The organism is Streptomyces sp. NPDC042259, from assembly GCF_055582085.1.
On record NZ_JBVJDW010000005.1, the window covers coordinates 452,759 to 470,470 of the forward strand.

Annotated in this window: 18 protein-coding genes; 11 read left to right on the plus strand and 7 right to left on the minus strand. The window is 72.6% G+C overall.

What is annotated here, in order from left to right; genetic code table 11:
* Positions 1–9: 9 nt before the first annotated feature.
* Complete coding sequence (locus tag ACZ6MA_RS17545; RefSeq protein ID WP_469434636.1) at positions 10–273, minus strand: GlsB/YeaQ/YmgE family stress response membrane protein; 264 nt, start codon at positions 271–273, stop codon at positions 10–12.
* A gap of 142 nt (positions 274–415) precedes the next feature.
* On the opposite strand from ACZ6MA_RS17545, the gene ACZ6MA_RS17550 reads away from it, so the two are divergent.
* Together ACZ6MA_RS17550 and mgtA are read left to right on the plus strand one after the other, a co-directional pair.
* Positions 416–814, plus strand: a complete 399-nt coding sequence (locus tag ACZ6MA_RS17550) for an ArsR/SmtB family transcription factor (protein WP_469434637.1) — start codon at positions 416–418, stop codon at positions 812–814.
* Positions 798–3,533, plus strand: a complete 2,736-nt coding sequence (gene mgtA / locus ACZ6MA_RS17555) for a magnesium-translocating P-type ATPase (RefSeq protein WP_469434639.1) — start codon at positions 798–800, stop codon at positions 3,531–3,533. Before ACZ6MA_RS17550 ends, mgtA begins: the two co-directional genes overlap by 17 nt.
* Before the next feature lie 104 nt (positions 3,534–3,637).
* Here the strand turns inward: mgtA and ACZ6MA_RS17560 are convergent, their stop codons facing one another.
* Positions 3,638–4,987, minus strand: a complete 1,350-nt coding sequence (locus tag ACZ6MA_RS17560) for a hypothetical protein (protein WP_469434641.1) — start codon at positions 4,985–4,987, stop codon at positions 3,638–3,640.
* Between the two features lie 186 nt (positions 4,988–5,173).
* Positions 5,174–6,655 carry an LCP family protein gene (locus tag ACZ6MA_RS17565; protein ID WP_469434643.1) on the minus strand — a complete coding sequence of 494 codons (1,482 nt, stop codon included), beginning with the start codon at positions 6,653–6,655 and terminating at the stop codon, positions 5,174–5,176.
* A gap of 150 nt (positions 6,656–6,805) precedes the next feature.
* Between ACZ6MA_RS17565 and tatA the strand changes: the two genes are divergently transcribed.
* The 3 genes from tatA to ACZ6MA_RS17580 all read left to right on the plus strand — a co-directional run bounded on the left by tatA (position 6,806) and on the right by ACZ6MA_RS17580 (position 9,627).
* Positions 6,806–7,027 carry a Sec-independent protein translocase subunit TatA gene (tatA, locus tag ACZ6MA_RS17570; RefSeq protein WP_469434644.1) on the plus strand — a complete coding sequence of 74 codons (222 nt, stop codon included), beginning with the start codon at positions 6,806–6,808 and terminating at the stop codon, positions 7,025–7,027.
* A gap of 97 nt (positions 7,028–7,124) precedes the next feature.
* Positions 7,125–8,504: an alkaline phosphatase gene (locus ACZ6MA_RS17575; RefSeq protein WP_469434646.1), complete on the plus strand. Its 1,380-nt coding sequence runs from the start codon at positions 7,125–7,127 to the stop codon at positions 8,502–8,504.
* 184 nt (positions 8,505–8,688) lie between these two features.
* Positions 8,689–9,627, plus strand: coding sequence for a beta-ketoacyl-ACP synthase III (locus tag ACZ6MA_RS17580; protein WP_469434647.1), 939 nt, complete (start codon positions 8,689–8,691; stop codon positions 9,625–9,627).
* Positions 9,628–9,917: 290 nt separating this feature from the next.
* Here the strand turns inward: ACZ6MA_RS17580 and ACZ6MA_RS17585 are convergent, their stop codons facing one another.
* Complete coding sequence (locus tag ACZ6MA_RS17585; RefSeq protein ID WP_469434649.1) at positions 9,918–10,139, minus strand: hypothetical protein; 222 nt, start codon at positions 10,137–10,139, stop codon at positions 9,918–9,920.
* A 74-nt stretch (positions 10,140–10,213) separates the two neighbouring features.
* Positions 10,214–11,125: a glutaminase gene (locus ACZ6MA_RS17590; RefSeq protein WP_469434650.1), complete on the minus strand. Its 912-nt coding sequence runs from the start codon at positions 11,123–11,125 to the stop codon at positions 10,214–10,216.
* Between the two features lie 200 nt (positions 11,126–11,325).
* Here ACZ6MA_RS17590 and ACZ6MA_RS17595 point away from each other — a divergent pair, with 200 nt between their 5' ends.
* Positions 11,326–11,916, plus strand: coding sequence for a peptidoglycan recognition protein family protein (locus ACZ6MA_RS17595; protein WP_469434651.1), 591 nt, complete (start codon positions 11,326–11,328; stop codon positions 11,914–11,916).
* Positions 11,917–11,931: 15 nt separating this feature from the next.
* The gene (locus tag ACZ6MA_RS17600; RefSeq protein ID WP_469434653.1) at positions 11,932–12,864 is read left to right on the plus strand and encodes a 1-aminocyclopropane-1-carboxylate deaminase/D-cysteine desulfhydrase; all 933 of its coding nucleotides are present in this window, start codon (positions 11,932–11,934) and stop codon (positions 12,862–12,864) included.
* A 41-nt stretch (positions 12,865–12,905) separates the two neighbouring features.
* Here ACZ6MA_RS17600 and ACZ6MA_RS17605 read toward each other — a convergent pair whose 3' ends face one another.
* Complete coding sequence (locus ACZ6MA_RS17605; protein ID WP_469434655.1) at positions 12,906–14,504, minus strand: Na+/H+ antiporter; 1,599 nt, start codon at positions 14,502–14,504, stop codon at positions 12,906–12,908.
* 134 nt (positions 14,505–14,638) lie between these two features.
* Between ACZ6MA_RS17605 and ACZ6MA_RS17610 the strand changes: the two genes are divergently transcribed.
* The 4 genes from ACZ6MA_RS17610 to ACZ6MA_RS17625 all read left to right on the plus strand — a co-directional run bounded on the left by ACZ6MA_RS17610 (position 14,639) and on the right by ACZ6MA_RS17625 (position 17,046).
* Positions 14,639–14,899 carry a UBP-type zinc finger domain-containing protein gene (locus ACZ6MA_RS17610; RefSeq protein ID WP_469434656.1) on the plus strand — a complete coding sequence of 87 codons (261 nt, stop codon included), beginning with the start codon at positions 14,639–14,641 and terminating at the stop codon, positions 14,897–14,899.
* A gap of 59 nt (positions 14,900–14,958) precedes the next feature.
* Positions 14,959–15,504 carry a GNAT family N-acetyltransferase gene (locus ACZ6MA_RS17615; RefSeq protein ID WP_469434657.1) on the plus strand — a complete coding sequence of 182 codons (546 nt, stop codon included), beginning with the start codon at positions 14,959–14,961 and terminating at the stop codon, positions 15,502–15,504.
* Positions 15,505–15,704: 200 nt separating this feature from the next.
* Complete coding sequence (locus ACZ6MA_RS17620; protein ID WP_030366270.1) at positions 15,705–16,118, plus strand: ATP-binding protein; 414 nt, start codon at positions 15,705–15,707, stop codon at positions 16,116–16,118.
* A 16-nt stretch (positions 16,119–16,134) separates the two neighbouring features.
* Positions 16,135–17,046 (plus strand): RNA polymerase sigma factor SigF, encoded by a 912-nt coding sequence (locus ACZ6MA_RS17625; RefSeq protein ID WP_469139349.1) that lies wholly within the window; start codon positions 16,135–16,137, stop codon positions 17,044–17,046.
* Between the two features lie 70 nt (positions 17,047–17,116).
* On the opposite strand, the gene ACZ6MA_RS17630 is transcribed toward ACZ6MA_RS17625, so the two are convergent.
* Positions 17,117–17,626 (minus strand): hypothetical protein, encoded by a 510-nt coding sequence (locus ACZ6MA_RS17630; protein WP_469434659.1) that lies wholly within the window; start codon positions 17,624–17,626, stop codon positions 17,117–17,119.
* Positions 17,627–17,712 lie beyond the last annotated feature (86 nt).

Below are 17,712 nucleotides of genomic sequence, written 5' to 3' on the forward strand. Positions count from 1 at the left end.
CAGCGGGGGTCAGCCACGGCCCTTCGAACGGTCCAGGGCGTAGACACCCAGCGCGGCCAGGGCGATCTGGATGAGCCACTTGATCCAGTCCACGCCCTTGGTGTCGCCGACGCCCAGCAGATGGGCGAGGTAGGCGCCGATGAAGGCGGCGACGATACCGACGGCGATCGTCCACAGCACACCGATGTGCTGCCGTCCCGGGACCACCAGGCGGCCCAGGACACCGATGATGACGCCGATGACAATGGCACTGATAACGCCTGAGATTTCCACGACTTCCCCTTTACAACTGGTTTCCTCGTGTTAGGTCTGCCCAGCCTCGACGGACGCATGTCAGCCCGTTGTGCCCGTTCCGGGTGCCTAGACTGGTCCTTCCCGGGCGTAGGGATGCCCGAGAGGGACGGGAGATCAGACAGTGGCCGCAGGCGCCGGGAGCTTCGAGAGCTTCGAAGGGGGCTTCGACGATCCGTCGCCGGAGGTGCTGGCCGAGGCCGCCGCCGCGTTCGGGCTGCTCGCCTCGTCCGCCCGGCTGCACCTGGTCTGGGCGCTGGCCCAGGGCGAGAGCGATGTGAGCGGCCTCGCCGAGCGGGTGGGCGGCGCGCTGCCGGCGATCAGCCAGCATCTGGCGAAGCTGAAGCTGGCGGGGCTGGTGCGGTCGCGGCGCGAGGGGCGCCGCGTGGTGTATCTCGTGGACGACCCGGATGTGGTGACGATCGTCCGGCTCATGGTCGGCCAGCTCGCCGACCGCAGGGCCGAGGGCGCCGGTACGCACACCGGTGCCCGGGCCGGGCGCCTTCGTGGCCTGGGCGCCTGAGGCCCGTACGGCGGTCGTGCGCGGCGCGGACGGCACGACGCTCGAAGTGCTGCGCGCGCTGGAGAGCGGGCCGCGCGGGCTGGTCGAGGAACAGGCCGGGCAACGGCTCGTCCGCCACGGTGAGAACACGTTTCCCGGGCGCCGCCCGGACTCCTGGCCGCGTCGCTTCGCCCGCAGTCCGCGTGATCCCTTCACCGCCGTTCTCCTCGCGCTCGGGCTGATTTCGGCCGCCGTGGCCGCGTGGGGCACGGCGTGCGTCATCGCCGTCCTGGTCACGGTCAGCTGTGTCCTGCGCACCACGGGCGAACACCGCGCCGACCGCAGCGCGGCCGCGCTCCGCGACCTCCTCGCCACCACGGCGACGGTCCGCCGCCGCGCCACGGCCGGCTCGCCGCCGCTGACCCGCGAACTGCCCGTCGACCAGCTCGTACCGGGCGACGTCGTCCTCCTCGCCCCGGGCGACGTGGTCCCTGCCGACCTGCGCCTGTTGCGCACCACGGCCCTCACCGTGCACGAGGCGGCCCTGACGGGCGAGTCGACGCCGGTCCCCAAGCACGCCGACCGGCCCGTGGGGCCGATGGCACGCGACGGCGGACCCACCGCCCCGCCCGCCCCGGCGGCGGCACCCGCCGGGGCGGGCCGCCCCGCAGGGCCGACGGCGGCACCCGGCAGCCATCCCCACCTCTGTTATCAAGGCAGCAGCGTCGTCTCCGGCAGTGGCAGCGGTGTCGTCGTGGCCACCGGGGGTGACACCGTGCTGTCCGGTGCCCTGCCCCGTGCCGGCGGACGGCGGGCGGTGAGTCCGTTCGACCGGTCGGTGAACGGGATCGCCTGGACGCTCATCCGGTTCACGCTGCTCATCGCCCCACTCGTGCTGCTCGTGAGCGCTCTGTCGCGCGGGCGGGGGCTGGAGACGCTGCCGTTCGCCGTGGCGGTGGCGGTGGGGCTGACGCCCGAGATGCTGCCGGTCGTCGTGACGACCGCGCTGGCGCGCGGCGCCGCGCTGCTCGCGCGTGACGGGGAGGTGATCGTCAGACGGCTGCCCGCGTTGCACGACCTCGGCGCCGTCGACGTGCTGTGTGTCGACAAGACCGGCACCCTCACCGAGGACCGGCCCGTCCTCGCGCTCTGCGCGGGCCCGGACGGCCGCGAGGACCCCGACGTGCTGCGCTGGGCCGCCGTCAACGCCCTGTGGACGTTGCACCTGTCCGAGCTGCCCGTTCCCGACGCCTTGGACGAGGCGCTCCTCGACGCGGTCGAGGCGTGCCCCTCCGGCGCCGGTCTCTTCGAGGAGTTCGAAGGGATCGAGGCCCTGCCCTGCGGGCCCGGCCGGCGGCTGTCGACCGCCGTCGTGCGACGGCCCGGTGATCCCCGGTTCGCCCTGGCGGGCCGCCACACCCTCGTCGTCAAGGGCGCCCCCGAGGACGTCCTGAGCCGCTGCGCCCGGGCGGACGACGCGGAACTCGACGCCCCCGGCCGGGAGCGGCTCGTCCGCCGTGCCGGGGAGCTGGCCGCCGAGGGCCTGCGTGTGCTCGCCGTCGCCCGCGCCACGCGACCGGCGCGTCCCGGCCCGTACACCCCGGCCGACGAAGGCGATCTGGACTTCGTCGGTTTCGTGGCACTGAGCGACGCGCCCGCGCCCACCGCCGCCGAGGCGCTCGCCGTCCTCGCCCGCCACGGCGTGGGCGTGAAGGTCCTCACCGGTGATCACCCGGGCACCGCCGCCCGGGTCTGCCGTGAGCTGGGCCTCGCCCCGGGCGGGCCGGGCGAGGTGCTCACCGGCGACCGGATCGACGCCCTGTCCGACGCGGAACTCGCCCGCCTCGCCACGCGCACCACCGTCTTCGCGCGGTGCGCGCCCGAGCACAAGGCCCGGGTCGTCCGGGCGTTGCGGGCCGCCGGTCACACCACCGGTTTCCTCGGTGACGGGGTCAACGACCTGGCCGCCATGGACTGTGCCGATGTGGGGATCTGTCCGCGCGACGGGGTGGACGTGGTGCGGGAGGCCGCCGATGTGGTGCTGGCGTCGAAGGACCTCACCGCTTTGGACCGGGCGATCGTCGCCGGGCGGCGCAGCACCGGCAACATCGCCTCCTATCTGCGGATCGCCCTGTCGTCCAACGTCGGCAACGTCATCGCGATGCTGGTGGCGGGGCTGCTGCTGCCGTTCCTGCCGATGCTCCCGGCGCAGGTGCTGGTGCAGAACCTGTGTTTCGACGCCGCGCAGCTGGCGCTGGCCTTCGACCGCCCCGGGGCGGGTGTCCTGCGGCGGCCGGCGCTGCTGCGGCCGCGCGCGCTGCTGCGCTTCGTGACGGGCTTCGGGCTGCTCAACGCCGTCGCGGACCTGGCCACGTTCGGGGTGCTGGCGCTGGCCGTACGGTCGGTGGGCGAGGGTGAGGGGCAGTCGGCGTTCCACGCGGGCTGGTTCACGGAGAACCTGCTGACGCAGGCCCTGGTGATGGTGCTGCTGCGGTCGGGCCGGCACACGGCCGAGGGCCGGGTGCCCGGTCCGATCCGGCTGGCGACGTCGGCGCTGGCGGTGGTCGGCCTGCTCCTGCCGTTGTCCCCGCTGGGCCCCCCGCTGTCCATGTCACCGCTGCCGCCGGTCTATTACGGACTGCTGGCGCTCGTCCTGGTTCTGTACGGGCTGCTGTGCTGTGTCCTCAAGCGCCGGGCTGAGCGGCTGGGCTCAGCCGAAACCAGCCCGTCCGGCGATTGAGGACGCGCCCACAGGGCGCCCGCCGCCGCAGGCGGCAAAGACGGCCCGCAGCCGAAGAACGGCCGGACTTGGCCACGGTGCTCGACCAAAGGCGAAGCCAGAGGTCAGAAGTCTCCGCCGCCGCCCCCGAAGCCTCCCCCGTCGCCGAAGCCGCCCCCGTCACCGAAGCCGCCGCCGAAGTCGTCCGGGTTGTAGTCGGAGCCGGTGTAGTCGCCGCCTTCCGGCCCCCCGCCGCCGTCCGCCGGGGAGGCGTACGCGGGGCCGCTCATCATGCTGCCGAGCATCGTGCCCATGAGCAGGCCCGGCAGCAGTCCGCCGCCGAAGTACCCGCCCGCCCAGGGGGCGTAGGCGGGGCCCGCGTTCCAGTACGGCTGGGGGCCGTTCGCGGTCCGGACCGTGCGGGACACCGGTTCCTCGCCGTCGGCGAGCCGGGCCGCGTCGGCGGCGCAGGCCGGTACGGTCCGGGGCGCGCCGCCCGGGGGCGCCCACTCGACGTCGGAGACGGAGGGGCCGTGGCGGGGGTCGAAGAAGCAGGGCATGCGGCGCTCGGGCAGCGGGGCCCCGGTGCGGCGCGCGGCGAGGGTGGCCAGCGCGAAGCGGCCGTTGTCCAGCGACTCGGTCACGCCCTGGACGTCCTGCGGTTTGCCCGCCGCCGCCATCTTCGACTTGGCGTCCTCGTAGGCGTCGAGGGCCCGCTCGTAGTCGGCACGCATCGCGTCGTCCGCGCCGGCCTCGGCGGGTGAGAAGTCGAGCCGGTCCAGTTCCTCGCCGAAGGCGGTGATGTCCTCGTCGACCACGACGCGCAGGGCGTCGAGTTCCGCCCGCTCGCGGGCCTCCCGCCGCTTCTTGTTCCGCCGGTAGAGGGCGTAGGCGCCCGCGCCACCGGCGACGACGACCGCGCCGCCCGTGATCAGGCCGCCCGCGCCGACGCCGTCGGATCCGCCGCCCCAGGCATCGGGCGCGTGCCCCCGGGCCACCCGGTCGGCCTGGTCGACGAAGCTGTTCAGCATGGTCGCGGTGTCACCGCCGGACCGCCGGACGGATCCGACGAGATTGGTGATGGCGTTGCCGGACATCACCGAACGGTCGGCCTTGGCGCTGAACGCCCGGTCGCCGAGGTGGACGGCGTAGACGCCGGCGATGCCGACCTTGGTCCGCAGGTCCCGGATGACGGTGGCCCGGGGGAAGTCCGCGGTGTCCGGCAGGACCGCGACGAAGACCGGCTTGCCCGCGTCCTCGATCTTCTTCGCGAGTGCGTCGGCGTCGGACGCCGGTAGTTGCGCGGACACCCGGGGGTCGACGTAGACCGGGTTCTTCTTCAGCGCTTCCGCCACGGTGTCCACTCCCGTGGCGGCGTGCGCCGTCGGGGCGAAGAGCCCCGCACCGGCCAGCGCGAAGAGGGCGACGAGCAGGGCCAGCAGCGGCCTGGGCAGCGCCCGTGGGATGGCGGACATGGTGGTTCTCCTCGGCTCACGGCTCACGGCTCACGGGTACTCATCGGTGCTCGTCGGTTTCCCAGCGGTTTCTCTTCGGCTCGTCTCGCGCTCGTCGGCGCACTCTGCGTCTACCACCAAAACGGATCATTCAGGCACTCTGTTCCCCCGTCCCGGCCCCCGCCGTCAGCCGTCAGCCGTCAGCCGTCAGCCGTACGAGAGGTTGGCGCACGGATCGTCGTCGGCCGAGCGCGCGGTACCGGCGACCTGGGAGGGCACCGGGGCGGGCGTCGCCCGGGCGGGGGCCGGGGCGTCGGCGGGCGGCCGGGTGGGCGCCGCGGCGTAGTCGTGGCCGACGGTGACCGCGAGGCCCTTGACGGCCGTGCCCCGGACGAACGCGCCGGGGAACAGCCGGGCCAGGTCGCGGGCCCGCCCGGCCTCGCCGGGGCCGAACTCGATCACGGTGACGCGCTGGTCGCGGGCGTCGGCGTTGGTGGTGTCGGCGACGGTGAACCCGTGGTCCTTGAGCGAGGCGGCCGCGCGGGCGGCGAGTCCGGTGACGGTGGTGCCGTTGGCGACGGAGACGCTGACGCCCCCGCCCGAGACCGGCGCCGAGGGCGACGGGCCGGGTCGCGCGGCCTTCTCCCCCGCCTGCTTCTTCTCCGCGTTCCGGCCGTCGAGTGTGCGGTCGGCCCGCAGGGAGGCCCACAGCGCGTCGGCGTCGGGCTGGACGAGGGCGACGCGGTCGCCCTCGTAGCGCCAGGGCACGGTGATGAACTTGGTGTCGTGCAGGTCGATCTTCTTGAGCGACATCGCGAAGGAGAGCAGCTTGTCGGCCGAGCCGAGCCCGGGGTCCACGGTCATCGACTTGGTGGCGGCGTCCGCCAGCGGCAGCAGCGTGCCGGGGCTGAACCCCTGCGACCGCACCTTTTTGATCATGGCGGCGACGAACGCCTGCTGCCGCTGGATGCGCCCGATGTCGGAGCCGTCGCCGATGCCGTGCCGCACGCGCACGTAGTCCAGCGCCTTCTGCCCGGAGACGCTCTGCGAGCCCTTGTGGAAGAGCAGCTCGCCGCGGGAGCCGCGGTGCGGGTTGAGGTCGCCCTCGTAGACGTCCTTCGGCACACACACCTGGACGCCGCCCACCGCGGAGGTCATCGCGGAGAAGCCCTCGAAGTCGACGACGACCGTGTGGTCCACGCGCAGCCCGGTCAGCTTCTCGACGGTGTTCTGGGTGCAGGCGGGATTACCCTTGGCCGACTCCCCCACCGAGAAGGCGGAGTTGAACATCGACCGGCCGCGCGGTGCCGTCCAACTGCCGTCGGGCAGTTTGCACGGCGGGATGTCCACCAGGGTGTCGCGGGGGATGGAGACGGCGACGGCATGCTCGCGGTCGCCGTACACGTGCAGCAGGAACGCCGTGTCCGAGCGGCCCACGTCGCCCTCCCCGCCGCCGAGCCCGCTGTTGCCGCCGGAGCGCGAGTCCGAGCCGATGACGAGGACGTTCTGCCCGGACGCGCCGGCGCCGGGCCGGTCGCGCGAGAGGCCGTCGGCGTCGAACACGTCGATGTTGCCGTTCAGCCGGAGATACAGCCAGCCGGCGCCCGCCGCCAGCAGCACGAGGAACACCATCCCCATGGACGTGGCCTTCCGCGTCCGCGGTGCCGGCTTGCCTCGGGTGCCCGTCATGTCCGTGCCCTCATCCACTCCCCCGCTCCGTACCGGTACACCGACCTAGACGGCCGACCAGCCCGTTTGGTTGTCCAGTTGCGCAATCTAGCAAGTATGGTGAGGCGCAATCGTCACACCGACAACACGCATAAGGAAGGCGGGCGGCCAATGCTGCGCAACGCTCTGGAGCCCTGGCACATACTCGTCGTCGTCCTCGCGGTGGTGGTGCTGTTCGGCTCCAAGAAGCTGCCGGACACCGCCCGCGCGCTCGGCAAATCCCTGCGCATCCTCAAGAGCGAGGCCCGGGCGATGAAGACCGACGGCGCCGGTGAGACGGCCGCGACCCCGGGTTCCGCCGTTCCGGGGAGCCCCGCCGACAGCCGCCGGTGATCTCCACTTCACCTGGACGTCCCCCGCGGTACACCCACCCCTGGTGAGCTTCCTTCCGCCGGGCGGTCCCGCCCGGCGCAGCTAGGAGGAAAAAACCATGGGTTCTCGTCCGTACCGGCGCCGTCTCGCCTGGAGCGCCGCCGCACTGCTCGTCGCCGGTGTCGCGGTGCCGGCCACCGCCGCCGCGTCAGGGCCGGACGACACGTCGGACGCCCCGTCGCTGAGTGCCGCCCACGCCGGCCGGCAGAAGGCCAAGAACGTCATCCTGCTGATCGGTGACGGCATGGGCGATTCGGAGATCACCCTGGCCCGGGACTACACCGTGGGCGCGGCCGGCCGGCTGAACATGGACAAGTTCCCCATGACCGGCTCGTACACCACGTACTCCGTCGACAAGGACGGCAAGCCGGACTACGTCACCGACTCGGCGGCCAGCGGCACCGGCTGGGCGACCGGGCACAAGACCGTCAACGGGCGGATATCGAAGACGCCCGGCACGGACAAGCCCATGACGACGATCCTGGAGCTGGCCCAGCGCAACGGCCTTGCCACCGGCAGCGTCACCACCGCCGAGCTGACCGACGCCACCCCCGCGGTCCTCGCCTCGCACGCCACCGACCGCAGCTGCGCGGGCCCGGCCGACATGAAGGCGTGCCCGAACGACACGATCGCCAAGGGCGGCCCCGGCTCGATCGCCGAGCAGAGCGTGAACCACAAGGTGGACGTGCTGCTGGGCGGCGGCAAGGCCCGCTTCGACCAGAAGGTCACCGAGGGCCGGTACAAGGGCCTGACCGTCACCGAACAGGCCCGCAAGCTCGGCTACCAGGTCGTCACCGACGGCAAGGCCCTGCACGACGCCCGCGCCGGCAAGCCCGTCCTCGGTCTCTTCGCGCCGGGCAACGTCCCCGTCGAGTGGACCGGCAAGGCCGCCGCCCAGGGCGGCACCGAGGCGCAGCGCTGTGTGACGTCCAACCCGGAGCGCGCGGCCGGTACCCCGGCCCTGGAGGAGCAGACCCGCAAGGCGCTCCAGCTGCTGGAGGCCAAGCAGAGCGGCAAGGGCAAGAAGCCGGGCTTCTTCCTCCAGGTCGAGGGCGCCTCGATCGACAAGCGTGACCACGCCGCCGACCCGTGCGGCCAGATCGGCGAGACCGCCGCCCTCGACCGCGCGGTGAAGGTCGCCCGCGCGTACGCGGCGAAGCACCCCGACACCCTGGTCGTCACCACCGCCGACCACGGCCACACCAGCCAGATCGTGCCGCTGGAGGCCACCCCGCCCGGGCTGTCCTCCACCCTCGTCACCAACGAGGGCCGGCAGCTCAAGGTGAACTACTCCACCAACACCCCGGGCCAGGCGCAGGAGCACACCGGCACCCAGGTCCGCATCGCGGCCCAGGGCCCGCAGGCCCACCGCGTCCTCGGTGTCACCGACCAGACCCAGCTGTTCGGCACCATCCGCACGGCGCTCTCGCTGCGCTGACACCGCCCGGTAACGGTTCGCACCACACCTTCACCCCACACCGGGGCCCGGCCGCTTACCCGGCCGGGCCCTGCCGGTTGTGCCAGTTATCTCGCCCGAACATTGGCGGATCACACACCCGGGAGCAACGCTCCAGCGTCGAGACTGTGTCATCCGTACTACAGCCGCTCGCGCAGGAGGACCGATGACCGGGTCACGCGTACTCGCCCTCGGCCACTACCAGCCCGCCAGGGTGCTGACCAACGACGACCTGGCCGCCATGGTCGACACCAGCGACGAATGGATCCGCTCCCGCGTCGGCATCCGCACCCGCCGGATCGCCGGGCCGGAGGAGACGGTCGACTCGATGGCCGCCGAGGCCGCGGCCAAGGCCCTCGCGAACAGCGGTCTCGAAGCCTCGGACATCGACCTCGTGCTCGTCGCCACCTGCACCGCCGTGGACCGCAGCCCGAACACGGCCGCCCGCGTCGCCGCCCGGCTGGGGCTCACCTCGCCCGCCGTCATGGACATCAACGTCGTCTGCGCCGGCTTCCCGCACGCCCTGGCCACCGCCGATCACGCCATCCGTGCCGGGTCCTCGGTCAACGCCCTGGTCGTCGGCGTCGAGAAGTTCACCGATGTGGCGGACTGGACCGACCGCACCACGTGCGTCCTGGTCGGCGACGGCGCGGGCGCGGCCGTGGTGACCGCCGCCGCGGAGCCGGCCATCGGCCCGGTCGTCTGGGGCTCGGTGCCCGAGATGGGCCACGCCGTACGGATCGAGGGCACGCCCTCCCGGTTCGCCCAGGAGGGCCAGGCCGTCTACCGCTGGGCCACGACGCAGCTGCCGCCGATCGCCCGCCGGGTGTGCGAGCGCGCCGGGGTCGCGCCGGAGGAACTCGCGGCGGTCGTCCTGCACCAGGCCAATCTGCGGATCATCGAGCCGGTCGCACGGAAGATCGGCGCGGTCAACGCGGTGATCGCCACGGATGTGACGGAGTCCGGCAACACGTCGGCCGCGAGCATCCCGCTCGCCCTGTCCAAGCTCGTGGAACGCGGCGAGATCCCCAGCGGCGCGCCGGTGCTGCTGTTCGGCTTCGGCGGCAACCTGTCGTATGCGGGTCAGGTCATCCACTGCCCTTGACGGCTTCGCCGTCGGTTCTTGGCTACGTGCCGCCTGCGGCGGCCTCTCGCCTGGCCGGCGGATCCTCGGCTGCGGGCCCGTTTTGCCGCCTGCGGCGGCGAGCGCCTCTCGCCTGGCCGGCGGTCTCCTCGGCTGCGGGCCGTCTGTGCCGCCTGCGGCGGCGAGCGCCCTTCGGGCGCGTCCTCAATCGCCGGACGGGCTTGATTTCAAGCCCGTCCGGCGATTGAGGACACAGCACAGCAGCCCGTCCGGCGATTGAGGACACAGCACAGCAGCCCGCCCGGCTCGGTCTAAGGCGATTCCCGGAGATACAGCGCCCCACACGAATGGCACAGCGGCAGTGCCCCCGAGCCCCAGTCGTCGATCGTGCGGGTGGCCGCGCCGGGGGCGAGCTCGCGGCCGCACATCGCGGCCGTGCCGTCCTCCCGCACCACGTGCCAGACCTTGACCTCGGCATCCGGGTCCAGCGGCGTACCGCCGTCCCCGTATTCCGCACGCAGCTCGTGCTCCATGAGCACACCACCTCCGGGGACCAACGATGCGGTACCGGCCGGTACCGCGCCAGCCCGCCGGGCCGGGCCGCCGGTCAGAACACCGACCACCCGGTGAGCGTCGTGAAGTGGTCCAGCGCCGCCACGCCCGCGACCGAGTTGCCCCGGGTGTCGAGGCCGGGGCTCCAGACACACAGCGTGCAGCGTCCCGGTATCACCGCGATGATGCCGCCGCCGACGCCGCTCTTGCCGGGCAGGCCCACCCGGTAGGCGAAGTCGCCGGCGGCGTCGTACGTGCCGCAGGTGAGCATGACGGCGTTGACCTGCTTGGCCTCCCGGCGGGGCAGCAGCCGGCTGCCGTCGGCGCGCAGGCCGTGGCGGGCCAGGAAGCCGCCCGCGAGGGCGAGATCGCGGCAGCTCATCTCGATGGAGCACTGCCAGAAGTAGTGCTCCAGTACGGCCGGCACGGGGTTGTCGAGGTTGCCGTAGCTGGCCATGAAGTGCGCGAGGGCCGCGTTGCGGTCGCCGTGCTCGGATTCGGAGGAGGCGACGGCCGGGTCGAAGGAGACGGACGGGTTGCCGCTCTCCGCGCGCAGGAATTCCAGCAGGGTCGTACTGGCGTCGCCGGTCAGCGTCTGGAGCCGGTCGGTGACGACCAGCGCACCCGCGTTGATGAACGGATTACGCGGAATACCGTTCTCGTATTCGAGTTGCACCAAGGAGTTGAACGGGTTTCCGGACGGTTCCGTACCGACCCGCTCCCAGATCTTCTCGCCGCCCTCGGCCAGCACGAGCGCCAGGCCGAACGCCTTGGAGATGGACTGCACCGAGAACGGCCGCTCCCAGTCCCCCACCCCGTAGACACCGCCGTCGACGTCGGCGACCGCCATCCCGAAGTGGCCGGTGTCCACCCCGGCCAGGGCCGGAATGTAATCGGCCACCTGCCCACGGCCGACCAGCGGCCGCGCGAAGGCGGCGACCTCTTCGAGTACGGCCTGGTAGTCCACTGCTGCGCGCCTTCTGTTCCGGTCGTCCCCGGGCGGGCCTCTTTCCGTCCCGCTCCGTACCGACAACACGCTTTTCAGCCTGAGGCCGGATCGGCTCGCACGATATCCGAACGCCCGCCCCAGCTGCGAACTTTTGGGTACAAGGGGGTCATTCGTCGTGCGCGATCGGCGTACGTCACTCGAATGGCAAGGAGGCGGCCATGGCCTCACCCATGTCCGCGGGAACGTTTCTCGGCACCCTCAGGGCGGAAGGCGTGCACACCGTCGAGGTGGACGGCTGGCGCACCCACAACCGCGCGGGACACGGCCCCTGGGGCCCCGTCCACGGGGTGATGATCCACCACACGGCCACCACCGGCACCGCCAAGAGCGTACGCATGTGCTGGAACGGCTACGCGGAACTGCCCGGCCCGCTCTGCCACGGCGTCATCGCCGACGACGGCACGGTCCACCTCGTCGGCTACGGACGCACCAACCACGCCGGGCGGGGTGACGGCGACGTGTTGCGGTCCGTGATCGCCGAGAAGCGGCTGCCGCCGGTCCGCGTGGCCGACACCGACGGCAATGTCCACTTCTACGGCTTCGAGTGCGTGAACCTCGGTGACGGCCAGGACACCTGGCCCGAGGAGCAGCTGGACGCCATCGGGCGGGCGGCGGCCGCGATCTGCCGCCACCACGGGTGGACCGAGCGGTCCGTCATCGGCCACAAGGAGTGGCGGCTCGGCAAGATCGACCCCAGGGGCTTCACGATGGACTCGATGCGGGCCCGGATCCGCGACCGGCTCAAATAGCCCCCCGAGGTGACAATGGGGGGTGTGACCAGCGATCTCCCTTCCGGCCCCGCCGCGCTCGCCGCCCTGGAACCGCGGCTGCCGTCCCCCCTCGAAGAGCTGCGGGACGAGCGCTTCACCCGGCGGGGGCTGCGGCTGCTGCTCAAACGCGACGACCTGATACACCCCGAGCTGCCGGGCAACAAATGGCGGAAGCTGGAGCCGAACCTGGGTGCCGCCGCCGCGTCGGGGCGGCACACGCTGTGCACGTTCGGCGGCGCCTACTCCAATCATCTGCGGGCGACCGCCGCCGCCGGCCGCCTCCTGGGCCTGGCCACCGTCGGCGTCGTGCGCGGCGAGGAGCTGGCGGACCGCCCGCTGAACCCGTCCCTCGCCCGCTGCGCGGCGGACGGCATGCGCCTGCTGTTCGTCGACCGCGCCACCTACCGCCGCAAGACGGAGCCCGAGGTGCTGGCCCGGGTGACGGCGCTGGCGGGGCTGACCGCCGACGACTGCCTCGTCGTCCCCGAGGGCGGCAGCAACGCCGCGGCCGCGCGTGGCTGCGCCGGGCTCGGCCACGAGCTGCGGGGCGTCGCGGACGTCGTCGGGGTGGCCTGCGGCACGGGCGGCACCCTCGCCGGTCTCGCCGCCGGGCTGGCCGGGGGTCAGCGGGCCATCGGCTTCCCCGTGCTCAAGGGCGGTTTCCTCGAAGCGGAGGTCCGGCGCCTGCAGACCGAGGCCTTCGGCGGCCGGCGCGGCGACTGGCACCTGGACGACCGCTTCCACGGCGGCGGCTACGCGAGGACGCCCCCGGAGCTGACCGCCTTCGCCGACGACTTCACCACCCGCCACGGCCTGCCACTGGAACGGCTGTACGTGGCGAAGGCGCTGTACGGACTGACGACCCTGGCGGAGGAGGGAGCCTTCGCCCCGGGGACGACGGTGGCGGCGGTGGTGACGGGTCGGTAGGCACCCCGGCCCGTGGCGGCGGGGCGGAGCCCACCGGGCCGTCATTCCTCCTCCCGGTACGCCGCCGCCTCCTCCAGGTCCAACCGCCGCAACAACGTACGCAGCATCTCGTCGTCGATGCGCCGCTCGTCCCGCAACGTCACGAACACCTCCCGCTCCGCGTCGATCAGCTCCCGCGCCAGCCGGCGGTAGGTGTCGTCCGCCGACTCCCCCGTGGCCTCGTCGACCGCGCCGAGCCGTTCCCACACCGCGTTGCGGCGGCGTTCCATGACCGCGCGCAGACGGTCGGCGAGCGGGGACGGAAGCGCGTTGCCGCCCTCGGCGAGGAGTTCGTCGAGGCGGCGCTCGGCGGCCTGGGACGCCTCGCTCTGCGCCTGGGCCTCGGCGAGGGTCTCGGCGCTCGTGTCCCGGGCGGGCAGCCGCAGGCGGCGGATGAGCGGCGGCAGGGTGAGGCCCTGGACGACGAGGGTGCCGATGACGGTGGTGAAGGTGAGGAAGAGGACCAGGTTACGGGCCGGGAAGGGCTCCCCGCTGTACGTGGTCACCGGGATCGAGAAGGCGATGGCGAGGGAGACGACGCCGCGCATCCCCGCCCAGCCGACGACGACCACGCTCTTCCACGTGGTGTCGGTCTCCCGCTCGCGGATCCGCGCGGACACGGCGCGCGGCAGGAACGTGGCGGGGTAGACCCAGACGAAGCGGGCGGCCACGACCGTGGCGAAGACGACGGAGGCGTACCAGACGGCGGCCTCCTTGAAGCTGTACTCCCCGAGCCCGCGCAGCACCACGGGCAGCTGCAGTCCGATCAGCGCGAAGACCGCGGACTCCAGGACGAAGGCGACCATCCGCCACACGGCGGCCTCCTGGAGCCGGGTGGCGAAATCGACCTGCCAGGAGTGGTGCCCGAGATAGAGGGCGACGACCACGACGGCGAGCACCCCGGAGGCCTCGACCTCCTCGGCGGCGGCATAGGCGGCGAAGGGGATGAGCAGCGACAGGGTGTTCTGCAGGAGCGGCTCGCGCAACCGTCTGCGCAGCCAGTGCAGCGGCACCATGAGGACCAGTCCGACGCCGATCCCGCCGAGGGAGGCGACGGCGAACTCCCGGATGCCCTCGCCCCAGGTGGCGCCGGCGCCCACGGCGGCGGCGAGCGCCACCTTGTAGGCGGTGATGGCGGTGGCGTCGTTCACCAGCGACTCGCCCTGGAGGATCGTGGTGATCCGCGAGGGCAGCCCCAGCCGGCGGGCGATGGCGGTGGCGGCGACCGCGTCGGGCGGGGCGACGATCGCGCCGAGCACCAGGGCCGCGGGCAAGGGCAGGCCGGGCACCACCAGATACGCCACATAGCCGACGACGAGGGTCGCGAAGAGGACATAGCCGACGGAGAGCAGGGCGACGGGCCGCAGATTGGCGCGGAGGTCGAGATAGGAGCTTTCGAGCGCGGCCGTGTGCAGCAGGGGTGGCAGCAGCAGCGGCAGCACGATCTCCGGGTCGAGGGTGTAGTCCGGCACCCCGGGGACGTAGGAGGCGACGAGCCCGGCGGCGACCAGCAGCAGGGGCGCCGGCACGGGCGTGCGGCGGGCCGCGCCGGCGATGGCGGCCCCGCCCGCGACCAGCATCAGCAGCGGCATTACGTCCATCGGTCCCCGCCCGTCTCCATACGTGCCTCCCGCGCCGTGCGTCGCGTCGCCATCATCTGTCACCGTCCGTCAACAGCGGCCACGCTCCGACGACCGTTCGATGATCATCGGCAGGGCGCTCTAATCTGGCAATCATGAGCGAATGCCCGCACGTTCCCGAGCTGCCGCGCCCCGAGCCGGAGCCGCTGAACGCCACCTGCCCGGAGTGCGAGACGGCCGGCAGCCACCCCGTGCAGCTGCGGTTGTGCCTGGAGTGCGGGCACGTGGGCTGCTGCGACTCCTCGCCGTACCGGCACGCCACCGGGCACTTCACGGAGACCGGGCACGCGGTGATGCGGAGCTTCGAGCCCGGTCAGAGCTGGCGCTGGTGCTATGTGGACCTGCGGATCGTCTGATGACGGCCGTCAGTTGCACGCGACGCCGGGCTGTCACCGGGGCCCGCTAGCATGCACACATGATCCGACCCGCGACACCCGCCGACGTTCCCCTCATCCATGCGATGATCCGCGAACTCGCCGAGTACGAACGGGCGCTGGAGGACGCCAAGGCGACCGAGGAGCAGTTGCGCGAAGCCCTGTTCGGGGCGGACGCGGCGGTCTACGCCCTGATAGCGGAGAGTGACGAATCCTCGGCCGACGGCACGACGGCCGCCGGGGAGCCGGTCGGCTTCGCCCTCTGGTTCCGTAACTTCTCCACCTGGACGGGTACGCACGGTATCTATCTGGAAGACCTCTACGTCCGCCCGCGGGCGCGTGGCGGCGGGCACGGCAAGGCGCTTCTCGCGGCCCTCGCGCGGATCTGCGTCGACCGCGGCTACCAGCGTTTCGAATGGTCAGTGCTGGACTGGAACGAACCCTCGATCGCGTTCTACAAGTCGATCGGCGCGGAGCCGATGGACGAGTGGACGGTACGGCGCTTGTCGGGAGAACCGCTCCGCACCCTTGCGGGGTTCGCGCAGAGTGACGAAAATCCCAACAAGGCGACTTCTCTTTCGATTTGAGACCGCACGCCCCTACCCACTGTCCGTACTCATGGGCTTACCATGAGTGACAGTCGTGGGGCTGCGGCACGGATCCTCGGATCGCGATAGCGTCGCATCCGAACCATGTGCAGCGCCGGACCGCTCCCGCCCCTCGCCCGAGGGGCGCGCGCCCGGCGCTCGTAACAGCTCAAGAAGCTTGTGCCACCTTGGAGGTGAGGGTGTCCCCAATCGCAGGCGAGCCCGGGACCCAGGACTTCGTGGAAGTCCGGCTGCCCGCTGCGGGTGCCTACCTGTCGGTGCTGCGGACGGCGACAGCCGGCCTCGCAGCCCGCTTGGACTTCACCCTCGACGAGATCGAGGACTTGCGTATCGCGGTGGACGAGGCGTGCGCGATCCTTCTGCAACAGGCCGTTCCCGGCTCTGTTCTCAGCTGCGTCTTCCGCCTGGTCGGCGACGCGCTCCGGGTGACCGTCTCGGCACCCACCACCGACGGCCGTGCGCCCGAGCGCGACACCTTCGCCTGGACGGTGCTCTCCGCGCTGGCCGGCGAGGTCGACTCGACCGTCGCCGACGACCGAACGGTCAGCATCAGCCTGCACAAGAAGCGCGGCGCCGGCCCCGGACAGCCGTGACGGAAGAGGGGGCTCCGTGAGTACTGCATCGTCGCGGGGAGTGCGTACCCCGGCCATCCCGCAGCAACCCGCCCGGCCGCATCCCTCGGATGTGGAGCCGGAGCGGGCGAGCGACCCACCAGAGCGGGCGGACCACATGGACCAGCACCAGCAGTGGCACCAGCACCCCCATGCGCAGGATCGCAGCGGTGCCCGTGCCCTGTTCATCGAGTTGCGGGCGCTCCCGGACGGCTCACCCGAGCGGGCCGAGCTGCGCAATCACCTCGTGCGGATGCATCTGCCGCTGGTGGAGCACCTGGCGCGGCGGTTCCGCAACCGTGGTGAGCCGCTCGACGACCTGACCCAGGTCGCCACGATCGGTCTGATCAAGTCGGTGGACCGGTTCGACCCGGACCGTGGGGTGGAGTTCTCGACCTACGCGACCCCCACGGTCGTCGGGGAGATCAAGCGGCACTTCCGGGACAAGGGCTGGGCGGTCCGGGTGCCGCGCCGGCTCCAGGAACTGCGGCTGGCCCTGACCACCGCCACGGCCGAGCTGTCCCAGCGGCACGGCCGCGCGCCCACGGTCCACGAACTGGCCGAGCACCTGGGGATCTCCGAGGAGGAGGTGTTGGAGGGGCTGGAGTCCGCGAACGCCTACAGCACGCTCTCCCTGGACGTGCCCGACACGGACGACGAATCGCCGGCCGTGGCGGACACCCTGGGCGCCGAGGACGAGGCCCTGGAGGGCGTCGAGTACCGCGAGTCCCTCAAGCCGCTGCTGGAGGACCTGCCCCCGCGCGAGAAGAAGATCCTGCTGCTGCGCTTCTTCGGGAACATGACCCAGTCGCAGATCGCCCAGGAGGTCGGCATCTCCCAGATGCACGTCTCCCGGCTGCTGGCCCGTACGCTCGCGCAGCTCCGCGACCGGCTCCTCATCGAGGAGTAGCCGACGAGGGGCCGCGCCGGGCGGGGTCAGGCCGGGAAGCGGTCACCACGGCGGAGCAGCCGGCATCGGTTCACGTCTCGCGCGGGCCGATGCCGAGCGCCTCGGTCGCCGTCGGGTTCACCACCAGGCCCAGCGTGGCCACGGCGACGAGCGCCAGCAGCACGGCGCCCGCGATCAGCATGCCGCCGCCGTTGAACAGCGTCCACGCGACGGGCATCGCCATGATCTGCGTGATCATCGCGGGCCCGCGGCTCCAGCGCCGTCGCAGCCACAGGCCGCGTGCCGCCGCCAGCGGCAGTGCGGCCAGCGCGAGCACGGTCAGCCCGCCCGTCACCGCTTGCCGCATGCTGTCGGGCTTGTCCGTCAGCACCAGGACGAGCAGTGTCACCCCGCAGACGACCATCGCCGCCCCCTCCAGGGCCGTGAGCACCGCCGCGGCCGTCAGCCGGCGGGGCCGGGGCCCGGTGGGCTCGGGAGCCGCCTGGGACGGGCGGGACGACCGCCCGGCGGTCTGTGCCGTCGGCCGGCTCTCGCGGGTGCTCTTGCGGGCGCCCTTGGGCGCGGACTGCTTGCTGCTCACCCCTGCAGGGTAGCCCCGCCGTCCGGGAACGGGCGGCGGGCCGGGACCGTCCGGGACGGGGGCCGGGAGCGGGCCCGGGGCCGGGG

Coding starts and splice junctions, on each gene's coding strand:
- ACZ6MA_RS17600 (WP_469434653.1), top strand. CDS start 11,932: ATGGGGGGTGTGACCAGCGATCTCCCTTCCGGCCCCGCCGCGCTCGCC.
- ACZ6MA_RS17565 (WP_469434643.1), bottom strand. CDS start 6,655: ATGACGGGCACCCGAGGCAAGCCGGCACCGCGGACGCGGAAGGCCACG.
- ACZ6MA_RS17585 (WP_469434649.1), bottom strand. CDS start 10,139: ATGGAGCACGAGCTGCGTGCGGAATACGGGGACGGCGGTACGCCGCTG.
- ACZ6MA_RS17610 (WP_469434656.1), top strand. CDS start 14,639: ATGAGCGAATGCCCGCACGTTCCCGAGCTGCCGCGCCCCGAGCCGGAG.
- tatA (WP_469434644.1), top strand. CDS start 6,806: ATGCTGCGCAACGCTCTGGAGCCCTGGCACATACTCGTCGTCGTCCTC.
- ACZ6MA_RS17615 (WP_469434657.1), top strand. CDS start 14,959: ATGATCCGACCCGCGACACCCGCCGACGTTCCCCTCATCCATGCGATG.
- ACZ6MA_RS17595 (WP_469434651.1), top strand. CDS start 11,326: ATGGCCTCACCCATGTCCGCGGGAACGTTTCTCGGCACCCTCAGGGCG.
- ACZ6MA_RS17580 (WP_469434647.1), top strand. CDS start 8,689: ATGACCGGGTCACGCGTACTCGCCCTCGGCCACTACCAGCCCGCCAGG.
- ACZ6MA_RS17605 (WP_469434655.1), bottom strand. CDS start 14,504: ATGGACGTAATGCCGCTGCTGATGCTGGTCGCGGGCGGGGCCGCCATC.
- ACZ6MA_RS17560 (WP_469434641.1), bottom strand. CDS start 4,987: ATGTCCGCCATCCCACGGGCGCTGCCCAGGCCGCTGCTGGCCCTGCTC.
- ACZ6MA_RS17575 (WP_469434646.1), top strand. CDS start 7,125: ATGGGTTCTCGTCCGTACCGGCGCCGTCTCGCCTGGAGCGCCGCCGCA.